This is a genomic window from Flavobacterium potami (assembly GCF_020026915.1).
Lineage (GTDB): Bacteria > Bacteroidota > Bacteroidia > Flavobacteriales > Flavobacteriaceae > Flavobacterium > Flavobacterium potami.
The window spans coordinates 1,120,473-1,134,557 of record NZ_JAINUY010000001.1; the positions used below are offsets into that span (position 1 = coordinate 1,120,473).

Genomic DNA, 14,085 nt, shown 5'->3' on the forward strand with positions numbered 1-14,085 from the left:
TTTTAGGCTTAATAAAAAAGCATCAATATTAATTTCTATTGATGAAGATTACCTATGAAAGAGATCAGCGAAATACTTAAAGCCTATTCACAAGCAAAATTTGATGGAAAAAAAACAGCTTTAGCCACTGTAGTTAAAGTTGAAGGTTCCTCTTACAGACAGCCTGGAGCGCGTATGCTTGTAACGGAAGATGGTATGCTGACCGGAGCAATAAGTGGAGGATGCTTAGAAGGTGATGCCTTGCGAAAAGCGTTGCTTTCAATCCATCAAAAGCAAAATAAAATTGTTACCTACAATACCAGCAATGAAGACGATGCTGAAGTAGGATTACAGCTGGGATGCAACGGAATAGTTCATATCCTTTTTGAATATATAGATGAGGAAGCCGAAAATAATCCGATTCAGCTTTTGCAACAATTGGAACTAGAAAGAAAAGAAGCGGTAATTGTAACGGTTTTTTCTTTAAAAAGAAATGCTTTTCAAATTGGTACAACCTTATTTTTTAGAAAAGACAGTCCCGTTTTAAATCACAATGACGATGTTTTAAACCTAATTTCTGATGTAAAAGAAGTGTTGGAAAACAAAACTTCAATTGTAAAAAAACTACATTCAGAAGGTGACAATGAAGCCTTGATTGAATATATAAAACCTCCAATTGCTCTAATAATTGCAGGAGCAGGAAACGATGTACAGCCTTTGGTAAAAATGGCCCATGTTTTAGGCTGGAAAATTACCGTTCAGGAAGGTCGTGCAACACACACAACAAAAAAACGTTTTCCTAAAGCAGATCATATATTTACCATAAAAGCCGAAGATTTCTTAGAAAATATTGTTAGCGATAATCAAACCTATTTTTTATTAATGACGCACAATTACAAATACGATTTAGGTGTTTTAAAATTGTTGTTAGAAAAAGATTTTCAATATGTGGGAATTCTTGGTCCAAAGTCAAAATTCAACCGAATGTTAGATGATCTTTTGATAGAAGGAATCACCGTAAACGAAGAACAGTTGGAAAAAATTCACAGTCCTGTTGGTTTGGATATTGGTGCTGAAACTTCAGAAGAAATTGCCTTATCGATTATTTCAGAAATCAAAGCTTTTGCATCAGAAAGAGTGGGAACTTCATTAAAATACAAAGCAGGAAAAATTCATAACGAAATTCACTATGAAGCAATTTCGAAATAAAACAGGCATTATTATTCTGGCCGCAGGAAATTCTTCCAGACTGGGAAGACCGAAGCAGTTATTAAAATACAAAGATTCAACCCTGTTAAAAAACACTATTTCTCAAGCTTTAAAAGTTGAAAATTCTTTTGTAATAGTAGTAACTGGTTCCAATCATGATTTAATTGAAAAAGAGCTTAATTCGCCTGAAATACTATTTTCATTCAATTCCGAATGGGAAACGGGAATGTCTTCGTCAATCGTAAAAGGTATCAAAGAATTAGTTCTTGTAAATCCAGATTGCGAACAATGTATTTTAGCTGTTTGCGATCAGCCTTTTGTGACGAATGAAGTTTTTGAAAATTTAATTATTGAAGCCAATAAAACCAAAAAAGGAATTGCAGCATCAGCTTACTCAGAAACTTTAGGAACCCCAGTTTTATTTCAGAAAAAATACTTCCAAGAATTGCTGGAATTAAATGGGCAGGAAGGCGCCAAAAAACTCATTAAAAAATATACTGAAGATGTGGTTTCAGTTTCTTTCGAAAAAGGAAATATTGATATTGATACGGAAGAAGATTACAAGACATTGCTTTCTGAATAATTTATTTAACCGCAAAGGCGCAAGGTTCACAAAGATTTTTTATCAGTTGCCTCCAGTTTTAACTGGAGGTATAATATGTAATAAAATAAAAGGCTTTAGCCAAACTACGGCAAGTTTGGCTAAAAGCTTTTTCTATGAATTATCTTTTTTCATCCAGCTAAAGCTGGACGCAATTCAATTAGTGTAAAAACTTTGCGACTCTGCGACTTTGCGAGATTTAATAAAAAAAACTTAGTATCTTAGCGTCTTAGTGGCAAAAAAAATCAGCGACGTAACTTCCAAGCCACTTCCAAAATCCGATCAACAGCAATATCAATTTCCTCAGAAGTAGTAAATCTTCCCAAACTAAAACGAATCGAACTCAAAGCCTCTTCATCACACAATCCCATTGCTTTTAAAACGTGCGAAGGCTTAGTAGTCACAGCCGAACATGAAGCGCCATTCGAAACAGAAATATTTCCCAAAGCCAAAATCAGCTGTTCTGAAATTACATTTGGAAAACAAATATTAGAAGTATTATAAATTCGGTTTTCAGTATTTCCGTTAACGAAAGAACCTTCAAATTGCAATAAACCTTTTTCGAGTTTGTCTCGTAATAGAGAAATTCTATTTTGATCTTTTTCTAATTCATTTACAGCAATTTCCGATGCTTTTCCTAAACCGATAATTCCGGGAACATTTAGCGTTCCGCTTCGTAATTTTCTTTGTTGTCCGCCTCCAAGAATTTGTGGTGCCAATTTGATTTTGGCTTTCGCCGAAATATACAAAGCGCCAATTCCCTTCGGACCGTAAAATTTATGTGCAGACAAAGTCAAAAGATCAATTCCGAGTTCTTTTACATCAATCGGAATTTTACCAACAGCCTGTGTTGCATCACACATGAAAAGTACATTTTTAGCTTTCAGAATGTTAGAAATGGCACTGATATTTTGTATGACACCTGTTTCATTATTAGAAAACATTCCTATGAAGACCAGTGTTTTATCTGTAATGATTCCTTCTAAAAGTTGAAGGTTTAAAAGTCCATCGGAATTAGTTGGAAGATAACTCACTTCAAAACCAATACTTTCCATAAAATGGCAGGTTTCAAGAACCGCTTTATGTTCCGTTTGAATCGTAACAATATGTTTTCGATTCTGATCAGCCAAACCTTTTATTGCCAGATTGATTGCTTCAGTAGCGCCAGAAGTAAAGATGATTTCATCGGCATCGGCATTTATCAAATCAGCCGTTTGCCAAGCCGCATTTTCAACAGCTTCTTTTACCGTTAATCCAGCCAAATGCGTTCCTGTTGAATTAGCGTACAAATCAGTAAAATACGGAAGCATCGCATTCAAAACACGTTCATCAACACGAGTTGTAGCATTATTATCAAGATAAATGGTTTCTTGCTGAGGCATAATTTGGGCTTATTTCAGTAAAAATACAATTTCAGAATTAATCTATGTGAAAAAATTAACCGCAAAGACGCAAAGGGTTTTCGCAAAGAACGCAAAGTTTTTTTAGATAAACTCAGCAGACGTTGAGTTCGCAAAGCTTTGCGTCCTTTGCGTTTTTCTAAAGCTATTACAGTGAAAAAATCTTTGCGTGCTTTGCGGTTAAAAAAACAATAAAATTGTAATTATTCTAAATAAGAGTAATGTTTGAATTTCATAACTTTTTGTGATTTAAGATGATTAAATTTGTTAGAATGACAAAAGTGAATTTGCTAATTTAACAAATAGACTGAATGGCTTCTAAAAAAACAAATCAGAATAAAGTAACCTCCGATGATTCCAATTCGCGTCGTGACTTTATAAAGAAATCAGGACTTTTTACCGCTCTTGCCCTGACGCCGCCTTCATTGGTAATGGCTTCCGACAAGAAATGGGACGAAAAAATTGCGGAGTATTTAGAAACCGTACCGCTTTCTATTGAAGTAAATGGCACAAAACACAATTTGAACATCGAGCCAAGAACCACTTTGCTTGATTTACTTCGCGAACAATTACAGCTTACAGGAACCAAAAAAGGATGCGACCACGGACAATGTGGCGCGTGTACGGTTCACGTAAATGGAACTAGAATTCTGTCTTGTCTTTCTCTCGCAACGATGCAGCAAAATGCACAAGTCACTACAATCGAAGGACTTTCAAAAGGTAAAAAACTGCATCCAATGCAGGAAGCTTTTATCAAACATGATGGTTTTCAGTGTGGATATTGTACGCCTGGGCAAATTATGTCGGGAATTGCTTGCATCAAAGAAGGCCACGCCAACAGCAGAGAAGAAATTAGCGAATATATGAGTGGAAACATTTGTAGATGTGGCGCTTATCATAATATCGTGGATGCTATAACGGAAGTTAAGGAAGGAGGGAAGGAACTATGAAAAACTTTCAGATAATTAAAGCCTTATCGTCTTCATCCGCAGTTACTGGAAAGGCAAAAGACAATTCTTCTATGTTTATCGCAGGAGGAACGAATCTAGTCGATTTAATGAAGAAGAACATTGTAGCGCCAGACAAACTGGTTGACATCAACGGATTGGATTTAAAGAAAATCGAGTTTTTAAAAGGAAAAGTTTCAATTGGTGCATTGGCAAAAAATAGTCAGGTTGCTGAAGATGCTTCCATAAAAGAAAAACATCCTTTATTGGCATTGGCTTTAGCAGCAGGAGCTTCTCAACAGATTCGTCACATGGCAACAGTTGGAGGGAATATGTTACAACGCACCAGATGCTCTTATTTTTATAATACCGACATGCCTTGCAACAAACGTACTCCAAAAAGCGGATGTGGGGCGATTGGCGGTTCAAACAGAATGGCGGCAGTTTTTGGTGCTTCAGACAGTTGTATTGCCGTTCATCCAAGTGATATGTGTGTGGCTTTAGCAGCGCTTGACGCGAAGGTTTTGGTGGAAGGTCCAAAAGGAAAACGAGAAATTGATTTTACTGATTTTCATCGACTTCCGGGAAATACGCCTGAAAAAGACAATAAGTTGGATGAAAGAGAATTAATTACTTCAGTTGAAATTCCCGATAATAATTTCACTAAAAATGTTCATTATCTAAAAGTTCGTGACAGAACGAGTTATGCTTTTGCATTGGTTTCTGTTGCTGTGGCTTTGGATATTAAAAATAATAAAATAAATGATGTCAGATTAGCTATGGGCGGTGTGGCACATAAACCTTGGAGATTGACTGAAACGGAAAAATTCTTGAAAGGAAAAACTATTTCAGAAGAAATATTTAAACAAGCAGGCGATTTGTCTATGAAAGGAGCCAGAGGATACGGCGACAATGATTTTAAACTAACGCTTGGAGGAAACGCAGTAACAGAAGCACTTACAATAGCAGCATCAAAATGATTAAATTATGAGCAAGACAAGTAATATTAATAGAGTTGACGGATTTGCTAAAGTAACAGGTTCTGCAACTTATTCAGCCGAATATAAAACAACAGGTGTGGTTTATGCCTGCCTTGTGGGAAGTACGATTGCGAAAGGAAGAATCAAAACGATTGATACTAAAAAAGCAGAATGGGCGCCGGGAGTTTTAGCCGTGATTACACATTTGAATGTAGATAAACCTTCTGGTTATCAAAAAGCAAAAGACAAACGAAATTTTGGTCAGCCGCTGCAGATTTTTAAAGATGATTCGGTTTTGTATTATGATCAGCCGATTGCTTTGGTGATTGCTGATACTTTCGAACGTATGCGTTACGCGGCAAGTTTGGTCAAAGCAGATTATTTTAAAGAAGAACATTCGACTGAACTTCATAAAGCAGCTGATAAAGAACGAAAAATAGACACCGATAAAGGAAACGATTACCATCGCGGTGAACATGACGGTTATAAAAATGCTGAGGTTGTTCTGGAAACGGAATATACAATTCCAACGGAAGTTCATAATCCAATGGAATTAGCCAATATCATTGCGAAATGGGATGGAAACAAACCGATTTTATATACCAAAAGCCAAGGTGTTGAAGGAACCCGCAGAAGCGTGGCAGGAGTTTTTGATGTTCCTGTAGAAGATGTTGAGGTTCATGCAGAATACATTGGAGGCGCTTTCGGAATGGGATTGCACACTTGGCCTTATGAAATTGCCGCTTTGATTGGAGCTAAAAAGTTAAATCGTCCGGTAAAATTGGTTTTGCATCGCGAACAGATGTTTACCAATGTGGGTTTCAGACCTTATACCATCCAAAAAATGGGATTGGGAGCAACGAAAGATGGAAAACTGACAGGACTAACACATGAAGCCGTTGCGATGACTTCGAGTTACGAAGATTTCATGGAAGGAACGGTAAACATGTCCAGATTTATTTATGATTGTCCGAACGTTTCTACGCGTTATAGAATTGTGCCTTTGGATACTTGCACACCAATTTGGATGCGTGGCCCGGGAGAAGCAACAGGTTCTTTTGCCTTAGAATCTGCAATGGACGAATTGGCTTATAAATTAAACTTAGATCCGATTGAATTTAGAAAACGCAATTACGCTGAAAAAGATCAGGAACAAAATAAACCGTGGAGCAGTAAATTCCTTTTAGAATGCTACGAAGCGGGAATGGAACGCATTGGCTGGAACAATCGTAAAAACGAACCAGGTTCAGTTAAAGAAGGAAACTGGCTGGTAGGTTACGGAATGGGAACAGGAACTTTTGGCTGTTATAGAAGCCCAACTTCGGTAAAAGCAAAATTCTTAGCCAATGGAGATTTAGTCTTGCAATGCAGTGTAAACGATATGGGGCCCGGAACAGCAACGATGATGACAGCAATTGGCGCTGAAGTAATTGGTCTACCATCAGAAAATGTCATTATCGAAATGGGAAAAAGCGGATTGCCAAAAGGACCTACACAAGGAGGTTCGGCAACGACTTCGTCTGTTGGTTCTGCGGTTCATGATGCCTGCAATTTATTGTTGAATAAAATAATCGAATTAGGAAGCAAAAATCCTGCCTTGAAAGGAATCGCGATTACAGATTTGACTTTTGAAAATGGTGCTGTTTCTTCTAAAAAAGATAAATCCAAATCAGTTACTTTAGCAACGCTTTTAAGCAGTAATAAATTAGAAGATTTCGAAGTGGAGAATCTTTCAAAAGCAGCTGAAGAAGCAAAGAAATATTCGATTTATTCGTTTTCAGTTCATTTTGTAAAAGTATTGGTGAATCCGAATTTGGGTAAAATTAGATTGGCGCATGTGGTTTCTTGTGCGGACATTGGAACGGTTATCAGTCAGAAAACTTCTGCAGGACAAATGTTTGGTGGAGCTGTAGGCGGAATCGGAATGGGATTAATGGAGGCTTTAGAAATCGATCATCGTTTTGGTCGTCCAATTAATAATAATTTTGCCGATTATCATGTTCCTGTAAATGCAGATATTGAAAAGCAGGAAGTGTTTTTCGTAAACAAAAAAGACCCAATCAGTAATCCTATGGGAACAAAAGGTTTGGGAGAAACTGCTTTAGTCGGAATGGCGCCTGCAATTGCAAATGCTGTCTTTAATGCGACAGGAAAACGTGTTCGAGATTTACCAATTACATTGGATAAGATTATAGAAACTGTTAAGGTTTAAGTAAAAAAGAGACATTGAAAAATGTCTTTTTTTTTAGTCCCAGCGGGACGAAATATTTGTAGAAAACGGTTTCCTCCATTTCCAAAAGCCCTAGCGGGGCGACATATAATTATTAAAAACAATCTAAATCAAACATAGCCCAAGGTTTCAACCTTGGGAACGCAATCGAAATCTTCGTGTTTATTGTGCATGTTTCCCATGGTTGAAACCATGGGCTATGTTTTGACAATAGGTGTCCAAAAAAAAAGAGACATCGTAAAATGTCTCTTTTTTATATCTAAAATATTCAATTTGTTATTTAATTGTAATAGGCAACTCAACAGTTGTTTTATCCCATCCAATAACTAAATTAGTTACATTTCCTTGAGTTGTAAACGCAATAGATAAAGCTTCGATTGGAGTAGAAACTGGTTTAACTGGAACAGAAACTCTAACTACATCTTTACTTTCGTCATATGCATAACCACCCCATAAATCCAATTCTTTATTGATGATAATTGTCCATTTGTCTTTTTCTGGAATAGCAAAAAAACTGTAGTATCCAGCAGGAACTTTTTTACCTCCAATTGTTACGTCTTTGTAGAATTTGATTTCTGTATTTTCATTAGCACCAACTCTCCAAACTTCACCAAACTTCACCACATCGCCAAAAATAGTTCTTCCTTTTGCAGAAGGTCTTGCATAAGTAACTTTGATTACCGGATTTGGATTATCGGTTTTTTTGAACTTAACCGCTTTGTTTGGGAAATAAGAAATATCAACAGGACTATTGTCTAGTGGAGCAAATTTCACCACATCTTGTGCCTGAACTGTAAAAGCAGCAAACAAAGTAACTGCCAGTAAATAAATTTTTTTCATAAGATTACAATTTTTAGAATAACTACAAAGTAAGTTAATAATGAAGAAAAATCATATAATTTACAGTTTGTTTTTTGTTAATGAATTGGTAATAGATTGGACAATATAATTTTATTTCCGTTCCAAGTTTTCTGTAGAGACGCACTGCAGTGCGTCTAACACCTTGAGGATAACCGTTGCGTAGACGCACAGCAGTGCGTCTCTACGATATGCGTTGTTTGAAAAAAAAAATCAATTTTAATACTCGCTTTTCTTCTTAGCATACCAATTCTGCATTATATAAAATGCTTTTTTCTTTTCACCGTCATTAGAAATTAAACCTTTACGATTATAACCGTCCTGAATTCCTGGAAGCAATCTTTTTGGCGATCTGAAATCAACCAAAATCCACGGACTTGTGCCACTTAAGTGAGGAATCTTTTCAATCATTTTTAAATTCTGAATATATAAGTATTCCTGATATTCTTCTGTCCAGCGTTCGTTTTTCTCTCCATGGAAACCCGCTTTTGCATCACCTCCAAATTCAGAAACAATAATAGGTTTATTGTATTTAGACTTCCATGTTATCTTTTCGGCATCTTCTAGATTTCCGCCGTACCAGCCCAAATATTGATTAAAAGCCACAACATCTAAAACTTCACCAATGGGATCATCAATCGTTTCTTTTTTAGTCAATAAAGCAGCACTGATTAATCTTGTATTATCTAACGATCTGGTGTGTGAAGCTAAATTTTTAATGAAAGTGTTTCTGGCTTCAGAAATCGGCGTTTCATTTGCCATTGACCAAATAATAATGCTGGCTCTGTTTTTATCTCTTGTGATAGATGCAGTTAATTGATCTTCGGCATTTTGGTAGGTGTTTTTATTAGTAAATTCAACTGTCCAATACACCGGAATTTCTTCCCAAACCATAATTCCCATTTTATCAGCTTCGCGAATGATATTTTCGTTATGCGGATAATGCGCCAAACGAACATAATTACAACCTAATTCTTTTGCCCAATTTAACAGACGTAAAGCATCTTGTTGCGAATTAGCACGTCCGCCTTTGGCATTTTCTTCGTGAATAGAGATACCGCGTAAAAAGATTGGTTTTCCGTTAAGCAGAATTTTATCTTCTTTGGTTTCGATAGTTCTAAAACCAATTTGGTCTTTTAATTTTTTTCCGTTAAAATCAATCGTCACCTCATATAATTTCGGATTTTCAGGTGACCAATACGAGATTTTTTTCGCTGGAATTTCGAAGTTTAAAATCCCCTGAGCATCTGCTTTTCCTTTAAAATTGATTTTTAATTCTGGAATAGAAACTGAAATATTGTTCTGAGAAGCATTTAAATTATTGATTTTAATAAAACCAGAAACAACATTCGCATTTCCTTTTTTCAGCTGAATGTTATAATCTTCTACAAAAGAAGCTTCTTCTTCAATCAAGGTTACATCGCGAGTTATGCCGCCGTAATTCCACCAATCGGTATTGACTGTTGGAACATCTTCTTTATGGCGCGTGTTATCGACTTTTATAACCAGATAATTGCCTTTTGGCTGTACAATCGGAGTTACTTCGTAATTAAATGGAGTAAATCCGCCTTCGTGAGTTCCCAGTTTTTTTCCATTTAAATAAACATCTGCTTTATAATTGATCGCTCCCAAATATAAAAACAGACGTTTTTTGGCAGCCAAATTATAATCGAATGATTTTTTGAACCAGACATTTCCTTCATAATATTTCAGTTCTGGAACCTGCGAATTCCAATCACCTGGAATCGTGATTGTCGGAGATTTATCAAAATCATATTCTACCAGTTCTTGTTTGTTTTGAGCATGATAATTAGTGAAAAATGCTCCTTTTGCTGGTTTTTCACTTTTATCGTATTGATCTAAGTGAAAGCTGTAAAATCCAGTTTGATAGGAATCGATTATGTAATTCCATGTCCCATTTAATGAAGTGGTATTTCGGTTCGGAACATTGGAGATTAAATTTTGTGTAAATCCTAGAAGAGAAGAGGTTAGGAGTAATGCGGTTAATAGTTTTTTCATTTTTTGTATTAATTTGTTTTTGTAATTGTGTTTTTTAACCGCAAAGGCGCAAGGTTTACGCAAGGTTCGCTAAGTTTTTTTTTATTCTCGCAAAGTCGCTAAGACGCAAAGAATAATACTTTTGCGTCCTTTGCGTAAACCTTTGCGAACTTTGCGGTTAAATAAATTAAGGTTCAATCCTCAAATACTCTCCTTTAAAACTTTGATTCAACGCTGTCATTTCGATAGGAGTATTAGATCCATCAGGAATTACTTCGATAGACGCTTTTCCGTTTGCCATTCTAATCGATTCGCTTCCGGTTGGAGTTCCTTGATTTTTTAGCGTTTTTCCTCCTTTTAAACATTGAAAATAAATACTCGCTTCATAATCCAAACAACGTAAATTGTTATTATCGACAGCAATTGCAGTAACTAAATAATTTCCATTTTTTAATTTTTTTGATGACAATTGCAATGAAACCGCCGTATCATTTTTATTGAAACGATAATTTACTTTCAACGTATCCGAAACTGTTTTACCCTCTTTTGTTTTTCCAATGGCGATTAAAACATTTTCACCTTTTGCAAAATTGACATCCCAAGTTAGGCCGTTTGCAGGATAGAGGGTTAGATTTCGCTGTTTTTCTCCTAATGATTTTCCGTTATGAGATAATGTTACTTTATCGCAGTTACTGAAAACACTAATAGTTCTTGGCGTATTTTCAGGACCTTGACGTTCTGTCCAAGTATGCGATTCGATGTATGTAAAAGGTTCCTTTGCCCAATAACTTTTAAAAACATAATACGCATCTTTCGGAACTCCGTTTCGATCTGTAAGTCCTTTTTGATTCATGTACGGAATATCATCTTCGGGACGTAACGGCGTTGCAAAATCCTTGAATGCCCATTGTACATTACCCACAAACGTTGGATCATTTTCGGATATATGCAAATGCCAGTCAAACAAATCAACTATATAATTTTCGCTCCAATCGCCAATTTGGGCAATGTTTGCCACTTTGGTCTGAACAATTGCTTCTTCCCAACCTTCGGCTTTTATGATATTTTCTCCTGTAATTGGATTTTCGCTGTGACGGCCCACATGACTGTCTCCGCCATATTCGGCATGGATAAAATGTTTGTATTCTTTCTTATAAACATCAATTGCTTTTTGATAGCTTTTGTAGCTTCCAGAATACCAACCCGACCAGATTGAAGGAGAAAAAACATCTACAATATGAGAGCCTTCATAATACTTTCTAATTGCCGTTTTTCTGGTTGGGTCTAGCTTATGCGATAAATCATTCAATTCGGTTAAAAACGCATTTGTTTTTTCTGCATTATCGCCGTCTGGAAAATCTGGAAGCCAGTTCATTTCATTTCCTAAAGACCAGATAATAATACTTGGATGATTGTAATTTTGATTGATGATTTCTTCCAGCATATTTTTGGTATTGGTTTTCCAAACCTCATTTCCAATTCCGCCACGACACCAAGGCAATTCATCCCAAACCAATAAACCTAATTCATCGCAGGCTTTATATACTTCAGGATCTTGCGGATAATGAGCCAAGCGGACAAAATTGGCGCCCATTTCTTTTATCGATTTCATATCTGCCCAATGCTGCTCGTTGGTCATAGCTGCACCGACTCCAGCTTGTTCTTCATGACGATGCGTTCCACGAATCAACAGACGTTTTCCGTTAAGGTAAAATGGTCCGTGATCTTTAAATTCAAACCATCTAAAACCTACTTTCTCAGAAATGCTGTCTTTAATTTGATTTTTTTCAGATAAAGAAGCTGTCAGTTTATATAAATTAGGTTTTTCGGTATCCCAAAGTTCTGGGTTTTTGATGTTTTCGAAAGTGATAGTAGAAGTCTTATCTGAAACTGAAATTGTTTTGCTTGCTACTTTTTTTCCTTTCGGATTTTTTAAAGTTATCGTTAATGATAAATCTTTTGCGTTATCAGGATTTATAATTGTTGAAACAATCTGAACAGAAGCTTTTTTAGCTGAAACTTCTGGAGTAGTGATTTTGATATTGTCGATATGATTTTTGTATTTCGAAACCAACCAAACATCGCGTGTGATACCGCCATAAATGAAGAAATCGCTTTTTTGAGATGGAATGATTTCGATATCGTAACTATTGTCTACACGAACAAAAATATCATTGTTTCCTTCTTTGATGAATTTCGTAATATCGATAGAAAAACCAATATAACCGCCAATGTGAGAACCCGCTTCTTTACCGTTTACATAGACTTTAGTCGTTACATTCGATCCTTCAAAATATAAAGAATAAACCTGATTTTGATCGATTTTAGGAATGTTGAGTTTCTTTTGATACCAACTTGCATCGCGTCGGTAACCAGGCATTAAATCTGTTGCATCTTCTGCATTCCAAGTATGGGGTAAATTTAATGAAACCCAATTTGAAGCTTTTTGTGCTTCGTTGAGGTTTGATGTATGATTTTCTAAATAAAGCCAATTGTCGTTAAGGTTCATTTTTGTCTGAGCAAAACTGCTGCTCAGACAAATTTGAAACAAAACAAAAAGCGCAAAAATTGAAAAAGTTTTATTCATAGGTACATAGGTTCATAGTTACATAGGTTCAAAGGTTTTCTGGCTCAAAGTTCAAAGATTCAACACCTTTGCTACTTTGAACCTTTGAGCCTTTGTCCCTTTATTAAAGCTTCCAAAAAATAATAATCAGCATAGATTATTGGTTCATCGATTTCGTCGTGTTTTGGCCAGTTTCCAGTACTGTGATCAAATAGGAAAGGCGCTTTGATTTGCGTATCCAAAATGTATTGGTCTGTTTGTACGGAAGCCATTAGTCTATCGGCGAAAGCCAGATAATTTTTATTATGGGTGTAAGTATACAATTCGTATAATCCTGAAGCCATGACCATTGCGGCAGAAACATCTCGAGGAGCATTTGGAATACTTGGATCTTTAAAATCCCAATACGGAATTCCGTCTTCTGGTAGATTTTTATTTGCCATAAAATAGTGTGCTGTTCCTTCTGCTTGATTTAAATAAGCTGGATCTTTTGTATAACGATAAGACATAGTAAATCCGTAAACTGCCCAAGCCTGACCGCGCGCCCAAACCGAATCATCATTGTAACCTTGAAGCGTTGTTTTCTTTCTCACTGTTCCTGTTGTCGGATTATAATCGATAACGTGATAACAGGAATTGTCTTCTCTAAACTGATTTTTTAAAGTCGTATTAGCATGCTGAATCGCAACATTACGGTATTTCGGATTTCCAGATATTTTAGAAGCTTCAAAAAGAAGTTCCAAATTCATCATATTATCAATGATTACAGGAAAATCCCAAATTTCTTTGTTGAAATCCCAAGAACGAATTGAACCCACTTTTGGATTAAACCTTTTGCATAAAGTTTCTGCGCCTTTCACAATTACCGCTTCGTATTCTTTCTTGTTTTCCACTTTTAGAGCTTCTCCAAAACTGCAAAACACTTTAAAACCTACGTCATGCGAATTGCTATTAACGCTTTCCTTTTTACTGAAAGGAGTCCATTTTTGAGCTTGTTCTTTGTATTTTGAATCGCCTGTCAATCGGTACAATTGCCATAGATTTCCAGCAAAAAAACCGCTGGTCCAATCTCTTGATGGTACTTTGCGAATTTCAAGTGTTTTAATATTCATGCTTCTTGGCATCGACATTGAATCAACTGGGTAATCTAACAGCATTTTGTAACGCGTATTCAGTTTTTCAGTCGTTGCTGAGATGTTTTTGGTTTGAGGGTTAACCCTAGACTTGCATGCTGTTGCCAGCGATGCAAAGCCTAGAATTAGATAAATGAAACTGACATTCTTCATATTAAAATAATATATATTGTGATATTTGGAC

10 protein-coding genes are annotated in these 14,085 nt (G+C 36.1%); 5 read left to right on the plus strand and 5 right to left on the minus strand.

All coding sequences use genetic code 11. The annotated features are described in order from the left end of the window. Window positions 1–54 precede the first annotated feature (54 nt). On the plus strand, window positions 55–1,188 hold the full coding sequence (locus K6T82_RS04755; RefSeq protein WP_223704775.1) for an XdhC family protein: 1,134 nt from the start codon (window positions 55–57) through the stop codon (window positions 1,186–1,188). After that, complete coding sequence (locus K6T82_RS04760; protein ID WP_223704776.1) at window positions 1,169–1,771, plus strand: nucleotidyltransferase family protein; 603 nt, start codon at window positions 1,169–1,171, stop codon at window positions 1,769–1,771. Before K6T82_RS04755 ends, K6T82_RS04760 begins: the two co-directional genes overlap by 20 nt. 263 nt (window positions 1,772–2,034) lie before the next feature. On the opposite strand, the gene K6T82_RS04765 is transcribed toward K6T82_RS04760, so the two are convergent. Further along, window positions 2,035–3,171: a cysteine desulfurase family protein gene (locus K6T82_RS04765; protein WP_223704777.1), complete on the minus strand. Its 1,137-nt coding sequence runs from the start codon at window positions 3,169–3,171 to the stop codon at window positions 2,035–2,037. A 329-nt stretch (window positions 3,172–3,500) separates the two neighbouring features. Between K6T82_RS04765 and K6T82_RS04770 the strand changes: the two genes are divergently transcribed. Genes K6T82_RS04770 through K6T82_RS04780 form a run of 3 tightly spaced genes read left to right on the plus strand, consistent with a single transcriptional unit; the run spans window position 3,501 to window position 7,328 of the window. Further along, window positions 3,501–4,139: a 2Fe-2S iron-sulfur cluster-binding protein gene (locus tag K6T82_RS04770; RefSeq protein WP_223704778.1), complete on the plus strand. Its 639-nt coding sequence runs from the start codon at window positions 3,501–3,503 to the stop codon at window positions 4,137–4,139. After that, entirely contained in the window at window positions 4,136–5,116 is a 981-nt protein-coding gene (locus tag K6T82_RS04775) for an FAD binding domain-containing protein (RefSeq protein ID WP_223704779.1), read from the plus strand. Before K6T82_RS04770 ends, K6T82_RS04775 begins: the two co-directional genes overlap by 4 nt. A 7-nt stretch (window positions 5,117–5,123) precedes the next feature. Next, the gene (locus K6T82_RS04780) at window positions 5,124–7,328 is read left to right on the plus strand and encodes a xanthine dehydrogenase family protein molybdopterin-binding subunit (RefSeq protein ID WP_223704780.1); all 2,205 of its coding nucleotides are present in this window, start codon (window positions 5,124–5,126) and stop codon (window positions 7,326–7,328) included. Window positions 7,329–7,622: 294 nt separating this feature from the next. Here K6T82_RS04780 and K6T82_RS04785 read toward each other — a convergent pair whose 3' ends face one another. The 4 genes from K6T82_RS04785 to K6T82_RS04800 form a co-directional block, all read right to left on the minus strand. Then, window positions 7,623–8,186, minus strand: coding sequence for a DUF2911 domain-containing protein (locus K6T82_RS04785; protein ID WP_223704781.1), 564 nt, complete (start codon window positions 8,184–8,186; stop codon window positions 7,623–7,625). 237 nt (window positions 8,187–8,423) lie between these two features. Beyond that, entirely contained in the window at window positions 8,424–10,223 is a 1,800-nt protein-coding gene (locus K6T82_RS04790; RefSeq protein ID WP_223704782.1) for a glycoside hydrolase family 2 protein, read from the minus strand. A gap of 166 nt (window positions 10,224–10,389) precedes the next feature. Beyond that, window positions 10,390–12,711 carry a glycoside hydrolase family 2 protein gene (locus K6T82_RS04795; RefSeq protein WP_223704783.1) on the minus strand — a complete coding sequence of 774 codons (2,322 nt, stop codon included), beginning with the start codon at window positions 12,709–12,711 and terminating at the stop codon, window positions 10,390–10,392. Window positions 12,712–12,860: 149 nt separating this feature from the next. Then, window positions 12,861–14,054: a glycoside hydrolase family 88 protein gene (locus K6T82_RS04800; RefSeq protein ID WP_223704784.1), complete on the minus strand. Its 1,194-nt coding sequence runs from the start codon at window positions 14,052–14,054 to the stop codon at window positions 12,861–12,863. Window positions 14,055–14,085 lie beyond the last annotated feature (31 nt).